This is a genomic window from Blautia sp. AF19-13LB (assembly GCF_003479105.1).
GTDB classification, from domain to species: domain Bacteria; phylum Bacillota; class Clostridia; order Lachnospirales; family Lachnospiraceae; genus Fusicatenibacter; species Fusicatenibacter saccharivorans.
In genome coordinates, this window is the sequence record NZ_QUGO01000002.1 from 182,369 (window position 1) to 200,322 (window position 17,954).

The following is a 17,954-nucleotide window of genomic DNA, read 5'->3' on the forward strand; positions in this document are numbered from 1 at the left end:
TTTTGTAAGTATATTGGGTGGATTCGGTAAATTCACGTATCTAATTGGAGGTATCCAGTTATATAAATTATCTTTTAAGGAGGGAGAAATATATGAAATTTCTTCAGAAACTAGGGAAAGCCCTCATGCTTCCTGTAGCAGTACTGCCGATCTGCGGTATCCTGATGGGTATCGGATACCGGCTGTGTCCGGCAACGATGCAGGGCGGCGAGATCTCGGGCGCAGTAAACCTGATCGGTCTGTTTCTCGTAAAAGCAGGAGCAGCTCTGATCGACAACATGGCAATCCTCTTTGCAATCGGCGTTGGTGTCGGTATGTCAGAAAAGAATGACGGTACCGGCGGAATCGCAGCTCTGGCATCCTGGCTGATGATCACAACACTTCTTTCTACCGGAGTTGTTACAACTATCATCCCGTCCATCGCTGAGAGTGCTACAAAGACGCTGGCCTTTGACAAGATCGAAAACCCGTTCATCGGTATCCTGGCCGGTATCATCGGATCTGCCTGCTATAACCGTTTCAAAGACACCAAGCTTCCGGACTGGTTATCCTTCTTCAGCGGCAAACGCTGTGTAGCAATTGTTTCCGGTGTTGTTTCTATCGTTGTATCTGCTGTTCTGTTACTGGTATGGCCATTACTGTTCGGTGCTCTGGTAGCAATCGGTAAATCTATTGTCAGCCTTGATGTTGTCGGTGCCGGTATCTATGCATTCCTGAACCGTCTGCTGATCCCGACCGGATTACATCACGCTCTGAACAATGTATTCTGGTTTGACACGATCGGTCTTGGTGACTTGAAGCACTTCTGGGCTGGTGAAACATCTGCTGATGTAACCTGGAGCCTTGGTATGTACATGTCCGGATTCTTCCCATGTATGATGTTCGGTATTCCTGGTGCTGCACTTGCTATGGTAAGATGTGCAAAACCTGCAAAGAAAAAAGCTGCGATCGGTCTGGTAGCTTCTGCTGCAGTTTGTGCATTCATCTGTGGCGTTACAGAACCTTTTGAGTTCGGATTTATGTTCCTTGCTCCTGTTCTGTACGTAATCTATGCATTACTGTATGGTATCTTTACTATGATCACAGTTGCTCTCGGCTTCCGTGCAGGATTCAGCTTCTCCGCCGGTGCTATGGACCTCCTGTTCTCATCCTCACTGCCCGCAGCACAGAAAATATGGCTGATCATTCCGCTTGGAATCGCAGCATTCCTCGTATTCTACTTCGTATTCCTGTTTGCTATCAAGAAATGGGATCTGAAGACTCCTGGAAGAGAAGACGACGATCTCGAAGCAGAGAAAAAAGTAGAGCTGGCAAGCGATAACTATACCGCAATCGCAGCTAAAATCCTGGAAGGCTGCGGCGGAAAAGAAAACATCACAAGCATTGATAACTGCGTTACAAGACTGCGACTGGAAGTGAAAGATATCACTGCCGTAAACGACAAAGTAATCAAATCTGCCGGCGTGGCAGGCGTGATCAAACCTGGCAAAACCTCTGTACAGGTTATCGTTGGAACAAAGGTTCAGTTCGTAGCTGACGCTTTCTCCAAACTTTGTGAATAATATTTACCCAGGTAGTCCAAAAGGAGCATATCGCTGATGCGGTATGCTCCTTTTAATTGCGCAAAGTTTTCCTTATTTTCTGCCCTTTCGCAGAGCAGGAACCAGGCTGTTGTTTGTCAAATGGCTGCTATCAAAACCAAAGGTCGGATTACTGGTGGTTCCGAAAACGTGTGCATATGCATATATGTGGGGAATCGCCGTGTGACCTCAGCTCTTGTTCTAAGCACCGAGCAGCTTTTCGGGACAGGTACAGCACAGTACATCGTTTCGTAAATGTATTTTTTTTAAATCTTGTTATGAAAAGGAGTGCGAAAAAACGTAACTTTGTTTTTTCGCACTCCCATTTTCTCTCCCAAAAAACGCCGCAGCTCTCGTCTTACTTCGCGCTGTCTGCATCAATCACGGACTGGATCTGTTTCATCAGCGTATCATAATTCTCCTGATTGTCGATTCCGCCGAGCATCGGTTCTCCCACAATATTTCCATTTCGATCGACTAAGATTGTGGTCGGAAATGCCATAATATCGGAGGCATACTTTCCTGCAGCGGAAGCAGAATCAATGGAAAGATTGCGGTATTTCGCACCCTGGCTTTCAAGAACCGCTGCTGCTTCTTTGATCGCATCCTGATTTCCGTCGAAGGTTTCTGTGTTGATGCCTACAACCTCGCCTCCCATGGATTTGATTGCATCGTTTAATTCGTTCAGCTTGGATAACTCAGCAACACAAGGCTTGCAGCCGGTAAACCAGAAATTCATGACCGTTACCGCATTTTTGGAAAACAGACTTTCGTCAACTGTGTTGCCATCATAATCCTGACCCGAAAAATCCCGGAACGGAGATGCCTCTTCGGAATCGTTTTTCGCGTTGCTATCTTCCGATGCTGTATTGCCGTTTTCCATTTCCGCTATCTGTTCCTCGATTTTTCGTATCGTTGCAATATCATCCGTCAGTGTATTCAGCTCGTCCTCTGAAAAAGAGTCCTTGTTGGCTTCAACCGTGTCTGCCAGATAATCCCCATAATTTCCGCTCGGATCAGCCGTGCTTTTATTCATCATGCCAAACACCTTGTTCCATACATCCGCATGATCTGAAAAAATCTGGTTCTCCTGCTGATATAAATCGTCCAGCTTTGTGCCGGAAGCCCCTGCCGTTTCGGTTCCGGATTCCGCAACAGATCCCGTAACAGCTTCTGTGCCGGATTCCGTCTGGGTTGTCTGCGTTTTCTTTGTGTCTGCAGCCTCTTTTCCGTTGCATGCGGTAAGTAATAATGCTACGCTGAGTGTAAAAACAGGGATAAAAGTTCTTTTGGTTTTCATAAATTATGGCTCCTTTTAAGATAGTATAATGTAAAAAACAAGAATTCAATATCATCCTTCGATGCTTCGTGATCTGCTGCTAATCAATGGTTTCTGATCTCTGACTGTTGATCTCCGGTGTCCTTTTTCTGACACGTTTTTCCCAGAAACTGATAGTGGATCGCATCCTTCGGGCAGGCCTTGATGCAGGCTCCGCATCGGATGCATTCCGGATGATTGGGAGTCCGGCACACGTCGATATCCATTTTGCATGCCCTGGAACACTGATTGCATCCGACACATTTGCTGTTTTCAATCGTGATATGTAAAAAGCTTACCTTATTAAATAAGGAATAGATTGCCCCAAGAGGACAGATCCATTTGCAGAAGGGTCTGTAAAACAAGATGCTGAGCACGACAACCGTAATCAGAATACCGAATTTAAACGAAAACAGCTTGCCCAGTGCAGACCGGATTGCGGCATTTCCGATGGAAAGCGGGATCGCCCCCTCCAGAACGCCCTGCGGACAAATATATTTGCAGAAGAACGGATCTCCCATCCCGATCGAATTCGTTGCAAACATCGGCAGAAGAATTACAAAAACAGCAAGGATGATATATTTCAGATACCGCAGCGGCTTCAGTCTGGCCGTGGAGAATTTCTTTCCGGGGATTTTGTGAAGCAAATCCTGAAACCATCCAAACGGACACAAAAAACCACAGATGAATCTTCCCAGTGTCACGCCGAGTAAAATCAGGAACCCGGTTATGTAGTAGGAAAACTTAAATTTGGATGATCCGACAACCGCCTGAAAGGCTCCGATGGGGCACGCTCCCGTCGCTGCAGGACAGGAATAACAGTTTAGTCCCGGTACGCATACCGTTTTCGCCTTGCCCTGATATATTTTGCCCTGAAAAAAATTGGGGATATGAGGATTGGTAAGCAGTGTGGCCGCTGCCTGTATCCACCCGCGTATTCCGGCTATCTTCTTTGATCGTAACTTCTTTTTCTTATCCAATTCCGACACACTCCAGACATAATTTAATTGCTTTCCCAAGCACAGCAGCCGCTTCCCCTCTGACGGCGCCATAGCCCATCATCGCTATGCCTGTGATAACTAGAACAATTTGAGATATTTTTCTGCATTTCAAAATGTGGTTGCTCCTTTGATTTTATTGATTGACCAGCTGACTCTGATATTATACAATAGCTGTTGTAAAATCATTGTTAAGAAATGGGCAGGTGAAAAAAATTTTGAGATTATTAATCGTGGAAGATGAGAAACAAATGTGTGACACAGTTGCCAGAAGTCTGTACGCCGCCGGGTACGAGGTAGATACCTGCTATGATGGGGCGGAGGCTCTGGAATGCATCCTGGCAGAAAATTATGATCTGATTGTCCTGGATCTCAATCTGCCCGGCATGGACGGAATGGATCTTCTAAAAGAACTCCGGAAGGAAAACGAAGAAACGAAGGTGCTGATCTTATCTGCAAGAGGACAGATTGCAGACAAAGTAGAAGGACTCGATGCCGGGGCAAATGATTATATGGAAAAGCCGTTCCATCTGCAGGAGCTGGAAGCGCGGATCCGCAGTCTGACAAGAAGAAAATTTGTGCAGAAGGATGTCTGTCTGGAAAGTGGCGGGATCAAATTCGATACCATCAAACGAGAGGCCTATGCCAACGGAACCCTGGTTTCCCTGACAAGAAAAGAAAACGGAATTTTGGAATATCTGCTTCTCCACCTTGGCAGACCGGTAAGCCAGGAAGAATTGATCGAGCATGTCTGGGATGCCTCCGTGGACAGCTTCAGCGGATCCATCCGCGTACATATGTCTTCGCTTCGGCGAAAGCTCAGGGCGGTACTTGGATACGATCCGATTTTGAATAAAGTAGGCGAAGGATATCAAATACGAGAGGAGTCCGACCGATGAAAAAAATATCACTGCAGTGGAGACTTACCTGTATCATTACCCTGTATATTGCGGTCATCTGTGGATGTCTGACCCTGCTTGTCTATAAAAACGGAATTTATTATATCGATTCCCTGCAGGAGACCGTAGATGCCAGGGGCGATGATGCCGGAGATCAGGGCGGAGACGGTACCGCAGACGGTTCCGATCAAATCTATATCAGCATTCCGGAGGACAAGTGGGATGAATTTGCCAGGGATTTCTCTGTTCAGGTGTACAACAATAAAGCAGACTACAAAAGAAACAGCCTGATCCTTTCCGCCTTATTGGCCCTTCTTGGCGGTGTCGCTACCTATTTTATCAGTGGCCATGCACTTCGGCCCATTCGTGAGTTCTCCGAAAAAATCGAGGAGGTGCAGGCACAGAATCTGGCCGATTCGCGCATTGAAGAAAACAAAGTAAAAGAGCTGAACCAGCTTCGTATTTCGTATAACAAGATGCTGGAACGTCTCGCAGATGCTTTTGAAATCCAGAGACAATTTACGGCAAATGCAGCACACGAGCTTCGAACCCCATTGTCTGTCATGCAGGTACAGCTCGATTTATACCATTCCACCCCGCATCCAGGCAATGACGCCGACACCTTACAAACACTGAAAATGGTGACAGAGCAAAACGGCCGGCTCAGCAAAATGGTCAAGACACTGCTCGATATGAGTGAGCTTCAAACGATAGGGCGGGATGAAACCATCGCCGTTGACGCTCTTGTCGATGAAGTAATGGTAGATCTGGAACCGCTTGCCCAGGAAAAAGAGATAAAACTGATCGGAAACTGTAAAGATACCACGATGGTCGGAAGTGACATTTTGATTTACCGGATGGTATACAATCTTGTTGAGAATGCAATCAAATACAACCATTTCGGCGGACAGGTTACCATAACCGCATACCGGAACGGAAAAAATATCTGCCTGTCCGTAGAAGATACCGGAAGCGGAATCCCGGCTGAATTAAAAGAACGCATATTTGAACCATTCTTTCGTGTAGATAAATCCAGAAGCCGCCAGCTTGGCGGAGTAGGCCTTGGGCTGGCCCTGGTTCGTGAAATCGTGCGCGTACATGACGGCAGAATAACCGTTCAGTCCAGCCCGTCCGGTGGAACGATCTTTGAGATAGTTTTTACACAGTGACATCATCCCAAAAGCCAGTCGATGATATCATCTGTTCTGGTGTGACTCCATTTCTTCTTTTTTCTCAGTATGGCATATTATACGCAGAACATCAAAATATTTTCCCATTTCGGAAACTTTTATTTTATTCAGCCCAATATTTTCCCGTTTCAGAAGCAAAACCGCATAAGCCACAGCTGCACTTCGGATTACACCTGGGTGCTGTCTGTGGTTCATGCGGTATGAGGCACAGCCTTCATGCTTCCTTCCGTTGGGCAAAAAAAAGAGCGAACCAACGCATTATCACATGTATCAATTCGCTCAAAATAATACTGATTCGGATGTGCTTCAGTCACTTTCCTCAGCGAAAAGAAGCCCCGTTTATCACACATTTGCTGTTTTCTGTTCAATCAAAAAATCACGCACATCTTCATCAAACCGTTTTGCTTGTGGACATTTTGCAACCACATCATCCCAATTTTCACAAACAGTTTCAATTAACTTTTCGTATGTCCGTTTTTCTTTTTTAGGACGATTTTTAATTTTCACTCCATGATATTGCGGTGAATGTGCAATGATATTAACCCACGGATCAAGTAATGTTTCATAATCATCGTACTGATCACAGGCTGCCACAATCCATGTATCCGTTGCATCAAACGGAATCATATAGCTCACAGCCAGTCCATCTTCCGGAAGCAACAACGTCCTTATGAATGTTCTTAAAAAATCAGCCTCTGCATCTGGAGTATTTCCATGGTGTTCACACGGTAACGCAACCGGACATTCGTTTCTATCTCCAATTATTTTTTCACAGGTAAGCGGATGTGCTCCTTCCGGCGCATCACAAAGTGCCCTTTGACAAACACAATGGACTTCTTTCTCGCATCTTTGGACATCTCCATCCATATGGACAACCAAAAGATCAAGTACTGGTGTCAAGGAATGCATATAGGCCTTCAGCTTTCCCTGATTGTCTTCACACCATTTCCAGACACCTTTCCAACCATTTCCAAACTGTCCGATCATGTTGGGTTCTGGCTGAATCATTTGATAATCGTTTTCTTCATTGGTAATTGTATCAATGACTGCAGCAATCAGTTCAAAATCCCGTGGGCCTTCTGCAACAATTCCTATCGTTTTCATTACAGATTTGGTACGCCCCCTAACCGTCCTTCTGTCCACAATCTCGACAGAGAATAACCAGAATCCATTAACTCCTTAGTCACCTGAATTCTCTGTAAAGATGTGTGACCTGATTTTCTGCTCTTGTTTACTGCAAACAATCTTATATCATCATTCATTAAATCAAGTCCGTCCAAAACCAGAGGGTTGTGGGTTGTTACAAAAACAGTCTTATCCTGTTCCAGAATTGTTTTACAGAGCAGCTTTGTCGTCTCTCTCGCAAGTCTAGGATGCATTGCATGATCAAAACTATCCACAGCAAAAATGCCCGGTGCATCAGGGTGCAATGCCAAGCAAAGAAGAAACAGAACATACAACGCTCCTTCACTGGCATCGTAAGCGGTAAAGCTTGTTTTTGAAGTCAAATATCGATCTTGGAACTCCAAAATTCTTCTCGTCGTCGGAACAGCAGCATTTACGCTTGACTTTTTAGGTGCAGTCACATCAAACCCACTTGCCCAATCGATCAGTTCCAAGACTTCATCCAGTGGAAGATTCTGCAAGTAGCTTTCACCGTCTTCATCTTGCCTCATGATTTCTTCAATTGCCTCTGCAAGTCTGCCTCCGCACAAACCGATAGGATTAACCTGATACGGATCAGGGAGCGTTCCTCTCAATGCTTGTGTGTTAGGTTGATAAATCGCATAGTTCTTAAACTTCTCAATTTCCGGTCTAACCTCAGCAAGTTCTTCATTAGGTTCGAGCATCAGTAACCCCACATACGGATCATATGTTGTTTTTGATGCACCGCTTCTTCCCCACAGTGTTTGATTATTTACAGTCAATTTTTCCGAATGATAACGCCACATGTCTCGTCTGGCTGAATCCGATTCATTTGGAACATTCAAATTGACTCCATATTGATAGTCCTTTTCATTTTGTCGCCAAGACACATCAAAATTGATGGTTGGTGCTTTTCTCCTTAAATCGGAGAATGCCGACTTATAAAGTCCCGGAACACTAAGACGAATACCTTTCCGCTGCATACTTGCGTTATCTACTCGATCTGTCATAGCAGCACAAAGCAAACCAATAGCCTCAAGGATTGTTGTTTTTCCAGAGCCATTTGCTCCAATAAAAACATTTACACGTCCCGGCTCAAACGACACCTCTTCCAATGTCTTGAAATTTTTAAAAACTAGCTTTTTAATGTTCAAAGCACTCACTTCCTTCATAAAGCCAGCTCAAGCTTAACATAAGCTTTGCCATGTTTCAAATTAAGTATACCAGTTTTCTAAAATAATTACAAACTTATTTTAGAATTTTTCTTCGTTTTGAAAATTTGTACTCGATATACAGGTTTCTTTTGTCTTTCCATAATAAAGACCCTCCTAACGATATTTATTGCATCACAGAAAAACCTTCTAAACATTATTTTACAGAAAAGTTTCATACTCTCGTAAATGATGCTAATGATGGCATAATATCAACTCCGCGAATCAAAATGGCAGGGATTCGTATACTGTTATTTTTCGTTTTTTCATCCAAACGTGCATCTTCCATCTGCCCAACAATAAATCAAGTCTTTCAAAAACTCTCTGTACTGTGTCTCAATTTTCTCTTCTTTCACATCATCTCCCGTCTTTTTTCTGTACACTGCGATGTAATGAATCACTGCCTTTCCACCCTCTGAATTAATAATACGATCTATAATTTCCTGACTCTTTTCATCAATTGGACATCCAATGAATTGATCCATAAACGCTTTGATTCCTGCCCCATAATCCCATAATGGTATCTCCGGATACTTCGCCAGCATTCCAATCTGTGCATGATATTGTTCTTCTGCATTTTCAATTCCAAGCATCGGATATTCTTCCATTCCAATCATAGCCACATATCCCTTCGGATCATGGCTCCGCTCTACTTCTTTCCAGAATTCTTTAAATATTCTCTTTTTCGTCTGTGAATCTATCTGTACTCCGTGTGTGTTACTGTTATGAATGCTGAATTCCATCCTTCTTTCGTCCATACTTACAAGAGACATTCTGTGGAAAACCGGAAACAGTTCACTTATATATGTCGTAAATGGTCTCCTTAAAACAATCGTCTCTTTATTCAACATATCTTTTGCAGCTTCAGATAATGGTCTGATTCGATAAAACAGTTTCCAGTTAAGATAGGACTCTGTGCAGAATTTACGCCATACTTTTTTCTCTTTTTCTCCAATCGGGCAGTTTTCCCCTGGTATGTCTAATACAATTTCAGGAATCCCTGAAAATCTCAGGAATATTTCCAACGGTTTTACATTCGAAAAACAGTGCTCTGCTCTCCATTTCACAAACACTTTATCCAAAGCCGAATTCGGCAGGCAATATTTCCATCTAATAGAATCCGGAACTCTGTTCCTGAATTCCGGTCGCCATCGGATCAACCCGCTTATGGCACTCTCCTCTACGCACTGATACATATCTTTTGTAAATTTCCATTGCGAGCAGAACGGAAATGCTTTTTGATAAAATTGAAAGCTTTTCTGCGTAATCAAATTTTTATATTCAAACAACGTATTTTTTTCATTATCGTCAAACTTCACTTTTTCAAACGCAACATAGGAAAATCCAATTCCTGCAATCTGCAGAAAATGCTGCAGCAGAGTTCGCATCTGCTGATCAAAATCCGGCTGTGGAAAAGATTCCCCGTGCATTCCGTTCCAATCCATTTTCCATCTTTTAATCAACTGATCTGCAAGGCAAAATATATGCTGCACCTCTTCCATTCCAGCCTCTGGATCCCACAGTTTTATGCTTTTATCTAACATTTTTACAATTAAAAAATATGGCAGTGTCTTTCTGGTAAGCATTTTATGGTTCCACCGCTCTGGCATTCCCCAATATTTTTTCTTAAGTACACAGCCCTCTGTCCATATTTCTTTCAGTGATATCTCTTTCTTCTGATAAATTCTGTTTGCCATTGCATCAATATCATTTGTGAGATTTCTAATATCATTGTTTTGATAAAATTCATCCAACATGAAAACATATATTCTTTTTGCAAATGCAGTAGCCTCTTCCACAACGCTTTCCAGTTTTCTGCGTGCTGCCAGAGATAATTTCATTCTTGCTGCGTCCACCCAATCATTTCCTGCACCATCCAGCACATCCATCTGATTCAGATATAAGCTGTCACTGCATTTGCCAGATTCCATCCTTTCTGTAAGACGAATCCCCTTATAGCAAACGTTATCTCCTCCCATGCTCTCCATTCCAAAACTTAATACGCAATTCTTCTCCCGATCCCACACCATTATCGACCGGTAGTCATCTGTAAACGCAAAATGATATCGTTCTGACTCGACAGACTGATCAATCAATTGATTTTCTTTTTCTGTTCTGCTCAGTTCATTGTACCAGGTCGACTGCGAAAAAGCTGGTATTCCATAATCCTGATCCGCATAGATGGAAACCATAGGTGTTACGCACCACGTTTCCATTATCTTTTTAATTTCCTTTTGTATTCCATCATTTACATTTTCGAGAAACAATTTTCCACCATTACTTCCGGTTACCCATTCTTTCAGTTCTTCCGTTAACAGAAACGAAAAACTAAATTCTGATCCCCTTTGCAGAGTCTGATTCGTTTTCTTGCAAAATGCATAACCACCTTTTTTCCCTGAATATAATGTCATCTCATTTGCCTTGTTCTCACTATCGGACTTAGTTCGTATCGTCAGGGAATCTGTTACTGAAAATACCGTATGCAGTCCAATTCCAAATGCCCCTGTCGGTCTCAGCCATTCCGGCATTCTTTTGATTTCATCCTGGTATTCTTTTCGTTCCGGCCAGCTTCGTCCTGTTGTCAGAATATTACGTTTAAACTCATCCATGCTGATGCCAATCCCTTTATCCCGAATCGAAAAATAAACTTTTCCCGTTTCACGACTATAGTCTGTGTGAATCATAATCGCATGCTCCTCAAAAATATTGGGATATGCTCTTTCTACATCAAACGGCGATGTTTTTTCATTAAATTGAAAGCCATACGCAGACAACGTCCTGTATAACTGCATCTTTGTTGCGTCCAGTGCATTCTGTATCAGTTCTCTCACAAAAATCAATTTATTATTCTGGTAAATGCTGATATCTTCAATCAGTTTAAATGCCTTTTCAGATGAGAAAAGAAACTTCAGATTTTTATGTGTAGATTCGGATTCCTCTCCGTCAATCAAAATCTTATACTTCAGTTCAGGAACAGAAATAAACTTTTTCTCTGGAAATAATTCCATTGAATGCATCTTTCCTGCAGTAACCTCCTGCTCCAGCCAGGATTTCCAGTTGATATGCTCTTTCACCGTATTCTGAAATATATTTTTCAGTGCAGAATCCCGTTCTGCTTTCTCCATATGTTTCAGCCAGTTCTCTTCACATTCCCTCTGAATCATATCATAACAGACATTGGCAACAACTACTATCCCATCCGAAGATATATGTAAAGTCTCTACACTCTTATGTTTGAAATAATGTGCAAGATTTTCTTCTCCGAGATTGCCGAATACTTTGATTCCAACACCATTAAAACGATTATTATCCATATCACATAAATCGCCCATACGGATCAGATATGCAACCATTCTCGGATGGAATTCTTCAACACCGAATGAATCTGCCAATGGCATTTCTTTTAAAATATCCTCAAACGACCAGTTGTGCGCCATGGATATCCGATAGATGTTATGAATAATTCTGTCTGGCAGGAATGAATCATCTATCGACAGTAATGAACCAAATTCACTTGTTCTGGCATCTGTCACATGCTTGATTCTCTGGCCATGTCTTGGGCGGAAATACTCCATCAGAATCACAGCAACAGAACGGCGTACTTCAAGAACCGAACATCCTTCTCCTTTTTCTGCCTTATCAATCTTCCGCGCAGCTCTTCCTACTTCATCTTCTCTCTTTCTGGCAGAAGTGAGAAAATCCTGAAATCCCTCCGTTTCCCATAATTGTTTCACTTCTTCGTCTGAATACAGCATTCCTGTATCATGCATATAAGCACACATTAAGATTAAAAACGTATCAATGCCCGACATTTTCTTGATCGTCTTTTGTCCAAGAATCTTTTCGATCGCTGAAATAATATTCATGGAATGAACGGCATCGTGCGTACTATAAGTTGGAAATGACGTAACGACAGAGCCGATATATCTTGTAACTTTCTGCTTCTGAATATTGAATACACTTTCCAGATTTTTTACAGTTTCATCGTATTCTGCTATCTTGTGCAGATGCGTTTCTAAGGTGATTCGTCTGGTTTTCATTTGTATTTTGCCCCTTTACTATCAAATATGTTTTCTCGTATAACTAAAAGATTTTCCCATATAATTTTTGCATATATTCACCTATACCGGCTTCGCCACCCGTTTCACATCGGTATCATATTCTTGATTTGTCACATCTGATCTTGTATATCTTTCATCCAGCAAGTCAATCAAATCTTCGACCTGTTGATATGTATTTAAAACAATCAGACCCTCTTGATTTTCTTCAAATTTGTCTTTCCAGTCTCTCAACCTGTGTAGCATCCTTGAGGTACATAATTTTCATCTTCTCCCTTTTCGGTGACGTGTGAACATCCGCAATACTTTCAAAAAGCATTTTTGCTCTTTTGAATACAATTCTAAATCCGCCTCTATGATATCTGAGCAGCAAAAACAAGTCTCCTTTGTACAATACTCCTTCCATATTTCATCCAAACCTCTGGTATGGTCATCATGAGGATGTGTCTAGCACACAAAATCTACCTTCTTTATCCGTTCTTTTTCAAGAACCATTTTAACTGCATTCTGCTCTTCCGTCTTATAACAGTCCACAAGACCCGTCTACGCTACCATCCCATCTGTTTTGATAAAAAATACAACACTTTCTCCTTGATCATGATATCCTATCACATTCAGCTCCAGCTTCAATGAATCTTCAAAAAATAATTTTCGCATCGCTATTCTACCAAACGGATCTTAACTCTTTTTCTTTTCGGTCTTGTTTCTATCGTTATTACTGTATCTGCTGCTTTTACTGCATAGTCCGTAACAAATTCATTTTTGTTTTTCTTTTGCTGCTTTTCTCCATAGCTGGTTATATACGGTGTTTTGAATTGTGTATCAAACTGTATCTTCGCCATTTGCTTCTACTCCTATAATCATATCTTTGTCAAAACTTCCATCAATCAATTGATTTAAAAAAGTTTCCGTTACTGCATCCTTATATAATTCGAAAAGCCAATCGTTCATCTGCATAATTTTTTCTTTATTTTCCATCAGTTCTTTAATACTTTGCGAATCAATCAAATACATATCTGCATCATAATTTACCTGATAGGCCTCTTCTCCACGTAATTCTCCTCTAACAAGAGTTCTAATCAGATTTGCATTGTAACCTGCTATTTCCAGACTGTCCCTTATCTGCATAACTTTCTCTTTTATATTATCTTCACCTTGAATTCTAAAAACATGATAATGTGATGGTTCAAAATATTCGTTCAGACGATTTATGTCTCTTAAAAAACATTGGTTTATCTTTCTCAACCCAAATCTTTTAAATATAAAAAATGGAACTTGTTCAGGCTCAGATATTATAATTGACATCACCTTCCAAAGCACATCACAATGCTTCAAACAATCCACGTATTTTGTTTCTTCAATAGAAATACATGCACAAGACGATGATATGCTTAATTTTATCTGTGGATTTTCATTATGAAATACAAATACTTTCTGCTCACGTATCTTTTTTCCATACAGTTCAGCATAATCGCCACTTTCAGGATCATTGAATTCAAACTGCATTTCCTTTTCAGTCTCAACAGTCCTGCTCGTATAATCATGCTTTTTTAATTCCATACTTATGCTAGATATTACCTGGTCCAGCTCTGTATCATCCATTCCGTCATAATCAAATCTAATAATAATTTTTTTAGGAAATTGTATTTGAGTTTTTTTCTATCAATGCTATTTTTGTCCATCTTTCTTCACCCCAATCCCCCCATTCTCTGCATACCGGTATAGCAAATGAGCATTACTATGCAGGAGTTCTTCAAACATTGCTATTTCTTCATCCGAATACCCTTGACGTTCTGTCCATTTGTAATCAAGCAATTCACATCTTGCCGAATCAAATCCATCTTCTTTCGGCCGTTCAAAGTTTACAATCCATTTTTTCATTCCATCTTTTCAACGATTTGTGAATGAACAATCTCCGTTTCTTCTGCCAGTGTCATATATGGATACATCATGTAACGTCACCCCGTTTCTTATTTTTAAACTCATTATAGCATCATACCCTATCGTTGTCATGTGAATCAAAACTAAATTCCTTCACATCTCTTCGCTGGGAAACAAATCAGCTTTTCTTTTCCTCCTCTTCTGTTCCATCACACAATTTTACTTCAATGTGAATTCCTAACGCCGAAGCGTATTTTTGCAGCACGACCAGTGTTGGAACCCTTTTTCTGCTCTCCAGCCGCGCCAGATTCGGTGCAAGAATTCCCGTCATATCCGCTAAGTCCTGCTGTGTCAGCCCCTGCCTGCGTCTCTCCTCTATAAGTTCTTCTATCACTTTGGACGATTTCTGCAAAGTGATCGTTTGAATCGCTTCCGCATATGCTTCCAACCGCTTCGCACGAGCTTCTTTTTCTCTTTGGTAATCCTTCTTATTCATTTCAATATCGTAATCCATATATTTTTCCTCTCGCATATATTATATAGATCATATCATAAATGATAGTTTTTTTTTTAAAGTCTCCTAAAAAATTTTATATTTTCTTCAAGCATATCTTCTCTTCCCTTCTTCTGTTTTTTATTGCCTCGATCATTTTTCTTTTCCTTCACTTCTTTCGGCACATCGATCAGTCCGAAGCGATAGAACATCCCATAGATGTAAGCCACACCCCGGATGTCACTCAGAGCCTTTGGTCGTTCAACTACTTCTCCTACCTTTTTGATATTCCCAAGTGCCAGCAGCACAGAACTCCACGCCAGGCTTTTGCTCTTCCCTCGGCGGTCGATCCACAATTCCTTTGTATATTCGCCGCTTCTGCCCTTTCGTATTTCATAGGTAAAGGGTAAGCCGGAATAGGTTTTAAATTGCACACCACAATAAAGCAAGACCGTCTCCCACAGGTGCTCCTCTGTCGGCTCTGATCTCAGTTTTCTTATCACTCTGTATCTCCGCTGCCGCTCTGCTCCAACACTGATTTTCTCTTTATCTGCTGTACTCGGGAAGTACACGCCTTTCTGATATGGCAGGTATGAGGTGACGGAGGCTTTGGAGAGTTGAAGAGTATTTGCGGTTGAGAGGATGGCTTCTTTATAGTTCTGTGTTTCTCGATACTCCTCAAAGGTATCCTGTACCTTCTCCGCCACTTCCGATTCATACACACCAGCCGTGATAAGCAGCTTTCTTACTTTGATGGGGTTTAGAGCCAGAGCATCTGCGATGGATTGGAGGGAGCAATCCTCCTCATAAAGCGCCACAGCAGCATCCATCTGTTCTTTCAGATTCTCCCCGGCATCATACTCAGGCTTCAACTTCTTTCGACCGCCGCCAGGCTTTCTGGCGTTATATGCTCTTTTCTCTCCCATAACTCACAGCACCAGCTCATTGAAAGCTTTTTTTTCTGCCTTACGAAATATCATTTTGTCCACCTCTTTACTCATGCAGCTCCAACGGCAGTCCATCCGGGTCATGGAAGAAGGTCATCTTCTTGCCGGTATAATCATCAACACGAATCGGCTCACATTTAATTCCCACCTCTGCCAGTTCTTTCACTGTCTGCTCCACACTCTCCACGCAAAAGGCAAGGTGACGCAAACCACATGCCTCTGGGCGATTCACACGCTTCGGCGGGTTTTCCTCAGCAAAAATCTCCAGCTCCGTGTGTTCATTGACACGAAGATCCAGCTTCCAGTCCTTGCGCTCCGGGCGGTAGTTTTCTCTGATGACAGAGAATCCCAACTTGTTCACATAGAAATCCTTTGCGGCTTCATAGTCGGATACGATGATTGCAATATGATGTATTTTAGATAAGTTCATTTTTTGTCACACTCCATTTCTTCTATCTCATTTTATTTCCGTTATAAACTATATATCAGCTCTCAAAATATACCGTGTGTGCCTCAGCTCCGGGGAGAGCCTTGTGTTCCACACACGGCATTTATTTTTTTCCTACCACAAAACAATACTCTTCTATAGACGCTTTCTTGCCTTCCTGATTCCGTAGTACATCAATCCGCCAAACACTCCACCAACTGTATTATAGAAGATGTCCGACAGCTGAAACGTACCCAGACGAAGCAGTAATTGCAGCGTCTCAATACCTACCGAAAAGATCAATGCTGTCTTTCCGCTATCCCACAATATCTTTCTCCAGCCGTTTCCTGTCTTTTCTTCGAATGTCCACATGAGCACACCGGTGAACGGCACCATCATAATGACGTTCTCGATGCCCTCTGTTGTCAGCACCTGCTCGCCATTCACTGTCTTCCAGATGCCCCATCCGTCCAAAACATTGGACAGCGGATTCAACCACAAATTTCGATTCAACAGCGTTCGGAACAGGATCATCGACGTCACGAATACCAATAGAAACAATTTTCGAAAGAACACTCTTTCCTTGAACCTCTCGTACCATGTCACCAGAGCGCTCTTCCAGCCTTTGCCCGCTTCGCCCGGTTCATACGCATACAGGTAAAAAAACATAGTCATAAAAGAAAGCAGAAGCGAAAATCCAAATGGTTCATACAAAGCCATCAAAATATTTGTGATGATTTTTCCGAGCAACTCCATGGTTCCCTGCATCATGGTTTACAGATCACAGAAGAGATCTGCCTTGTACACGCCGTTTTCCAGCATCTTTTTGAAGCTGTCCTTTACTGCTGCGACATCCTCATGGTAGGTCATACCGTACCAGGTATCATTGGTTTTCAGAACCTTCACAGACATCTTTCCCTGCTCCAGCTGCTCACCAATGAAGATCGGGATCAGAAACTCTGCCTTCAGAGGATTGCCCGGTACCTCTTTCTCAAAGAACTCCCGGAAGCCGTCTTCCAATGTGGTAAGGAAATCAGGAGTCAGACCCCACATATTCATAGAAACCAGCGAATTCACATCGACAGCCACGCCATCTGCCTCCGCTCCGTTTGCGGTCTTTACAATATTCTTGGTTTCCACAACCTCGGTCAGATTGTTCTGCTCATCCATTTTGCAGATACCACGGGTTACGCCGCCGTTATCGGACAGCGTGTTTTTCAGCACAAAGCCAGCCATACAGGACTTGCCGCCATTTACCAGATACTCATGGACGGCACGGAAACCTTCCTTGCCATAGTAGTCATCGGCATTGATCACGATGAACGGTGTGCTAAGAATATTCTTTGCTGCAAGCACGGCCTGACCGGTTCCCCACGGCTTTGTACGGCCTTCCGGCAGAGTGCCCGGGATGTCGTTACTATCCTGGAACGCGTAGTCTACCGTTACCTGATGATCGGCGCAGATCGCGGCGATGCGATCACCGATCACCTCTTTGAACTCCTTCTCGATATCCTTGCGGATAATAAAAACTACATGGTTGAAACCGGCCTCGATTGCATCATGGATTGAGTAGTCCATGATGATACGATTCGAAGCATCTACCGGCTCCAACTGCTTGATTCCTGTTCCGAAACGGCTGCCGATTCCGGCGGCCATGATAAGTAATGTTGTTTTCATAATGTTGTTTTCATAATGTTCCTCTCCTCGTATTTTCTAACACTTACCGAAAGCATATTTTCTCTCTCAAATACTACTCCGAAAATCCGTTCCGAAGCTCTGCGCATCGCTTTTTCCTCACGCAATCCT

18 protein-coding genes are annotated in these 17,954 nt (G+C 42.5%); 3 read left to right on the top strand and 15 right to left on the bottom strand.

Annotation, left to right across the window (positions count from 1 at the left end):
* The first annotated feature begins 92 nt into the window (after positions 1-92).
* Positions 93-1,562 (top strand): PTS transporter subunit EIIC, encoded by a 1,470-nt coding sequence (locus DWX32_RS03080; RefSeq protein ID WP_117804788.1) that lies wholly within the window; start codon positions 93-95, stop codon positions 1,560-1,562.
* 376 nt (positions 1,563-1,938) lie between these two features.
* Here DWX32_RS03080 and DWX32_RS03085 read toward each other — a convergent pair whose 3' ends face one another.
* From DWX32_RS03085 to DWX32_RS20700, 3 genes are all read right to left on the bottom strand, one after another.
* Complete coding sequence (locus DWX32_RS03085; RefSeq protein ID WP_118659238.1) at positions 1,939-2,880, bottom strand: TlpA disulfide reductase family protein; 942 nt, start codon at positions 2,878-2,880, stop codon at positions 1,939-1,941.
* 83 nt (positions 2,881-2,963) lie between these two features.
* Positions 2,964-3,878 carry a 4Fe-4S binding protein gene (locus tag DWX32_RS03090; protein ID WP_022461281.1) on the bottom strand — a complete coding sequence of 305 codons (915 nt, stop codon included), beginning with the start codon at positions 3,876-3,878 and terminating at the stop codon, positions 2,964-2,966.
* Positions 3,871-4,014, bottom strand: a complete 144-nt coding sequence (locus DWX32_RS20700) for a CD1871A family CXXC motif-containing protein (protein ID WP_055218540.1) — start codon at positions 4,012-4,014, stop codon at positions 3,871-3,873. The genes DWX32_RS03090 and DWX32_RS20700 overlap by 8 nt, the downstream gene beginning before the upstream one ends.
* Positions 4,015-4,147: 133 nt before the next feature.
* Here DWX32_RS20700 and DWX32_RS03100 point away from each other — a divergent pair, with 133 nt between their 5' ends.
* Both DWX32_RS03100 and DWX32_RS03105 read left to right on the top strand, forming a co-directional pair.
* Entirely contained in the window at positions 4,148-4,795 is a 648-nt protein-coding gene (locus DWX32_RS03100; protein ID WP_022461282.1) for a response regulator transcription factor, read from the top strand.
* The gene (locus tag DWX32_RS03105; RefSeq protein WP_118659239.1) at positions 4,792-5,964 is read left to right on the top strand and encodes a sensor histidine kinase; all 1,173 of its coding nucleotides are present in this window, start codon (positions 4,792-4,794) and stop codon (positions 5,962-5,964) included. The genes DWX32_RS03100 and DWX32_RS03105 overlap by 4 nt, the downstream gene beginning before the upstream one ends.
* Before the next feature lie 363 nt (positions 5,965-6,327).
* On the opposite strand, the gene DWX32_RS03115 is transcribed toward DWX32_RS03105, so the two are convergent.
* The 12 genes from DWX32_RS03115 to DWX32_RS03170 form a co-directional block, all read right to left on the bottom strand.
* A complete protein-coding gene (locus tag DWX32_RS03115) occupies positions 6,328-7,089 on the bottom strand; it encodes a hypothetical protein (RefSeq protein WP_118659240.1) in 762 nt (253 codons plus the stop codon).
* Positions 7,089-8,285, bottom strand: a complete 1,197-nt coding sequence (locus DWX32_RS03120; RefSeq protein WP_118659241.1) for an AAA family ATPase — start codon at positions 8,283-8,285, stop codon at positions 7,089-7,091. The genes DWX32_RS03115 and DWX32_RS03120 overlap by 1 nt, the downstream gene beginning before the upstream one ends.
* A gap of 323 nt (positions 8,286-8,608) precedes the next feature.
* Complete coding sequence (locus DWX32_RS03125; protein ID WP_118659242.1) at positions 8,609-12,382, bottom strand: HD domain-containing protein; 3,774 nt, start codon at positions 12,380-12,382, stop codon at positions 8,609-8,611.
* A gap of 81 nt (positions 12,383-12,463) precedes the next feature.
* Positions 12,464-12,634: a Kiwa anti-phage protein KwaB-like domain-containing protein gene (locus DWX32_RS03130; protein ID WP_243037541.1), complete on the bottom strand. Its 171-nt coding sequence runs from the start codon at positions 12,632-12,634 to the stop codon at positions 12,464-12,466.
* A gap of 425 nt (positions 12,635-13,059) precedes the next feature.
* Entirely contained in the window at positions 13,060-13,242 is a 183-nt protein-coding gene (locus tag DWX32_RS03135) for a hypothetical protein (protein WP_118659244.1), read from the bottom strand.
* Positions 13,223-14,047, bottom strand: a complete 825-nt coding sequence (locus DWX32_RS03140) for a TIGR04255 family protein (protein WP_330421811.1) — start codon at positions 14,045-14,047, stop codon at positions 13,223-13,225. Before DWX32_RS03140 ends, DWX32_RS03135 begins: the two co-directional genes overlap by 20 nt.
* 21 nt (positions 14,048-14,068) lie before the next feature.
* Complete coding sequence (locus DWX32_RS03145) at positions 14,069-14,281, bottom strand: hypothetical protein (RefSeq protein ID WP_330421808.1); 213 nt, start codon at positions 14,279-14,281, stop codon at positions 14,069-14,071.
* Positions 14,282-14,459: 178 nt separating this feature from the next.
* A complete protein-coding gene (locus DWX32_RS03150; protein ID WP_243037542.1) occupies positions 14,460-14,795 on the bottom strand; it encodes a helix-turn-helix domain-containing protein in 336 nt (111 codons plus the stop codon).
* A gap of 56 nt (positions 14,796-14,851) precedes the next feature.
* Positions 14,852-15,700 carry a hypothetical protein gene (locus DWX32_RS20060; RefSeq protein ID WP_243037543.1) on the bottom strand — a complete coding sequence of 283 codons (849 nt, stop codon included), beginning with the start codon at positions 15,698-15,700 and terminating at the stop codon, positions 14,852-14,854.
* A 67-nt stretch (positions 15,701-15,767) separates the two neighbouring features.
* Positions 15,768-16,151 (bottom strand): SMU1112c/YaeR family gloxylase I-like metalloprotein, encoded by a 384-nt coding sequence (gene gloA2, locus DWX32_RS03160; protein ID WP_118659246.1) that lies wholly within the window; start codon positions 16,149-16,151, stop codon positions 15,768-15,770.
* A 153-nt stretch (positions 16,152-16,304) separates the two neighbouring features.
* On the bottom strand, positions 16,305-16,904 hold the full coding sequence (locus DWX32_RS03165) for a VanZ family protein (RefSeq protein WP_243037544.1): 600 nt from the start codon (positions 16,902-16,904) through the stop codon (positions 16,305-16,307).
* 18 nt (positions 16,905-16,922) lie between these two features.
* A complete protein-coding gene (locus tag DWX32_RS03170; protein WP_118659247.1) occupies positions 16,923-17,825 on the bottom strand; it encodes a sugar phosphate nucleotidyltransferase in 903 nt (300 codons plus the stop codon).
* Between the last annotated feature and the right edge of the window lie 129 nt (positions 17,826-17,954).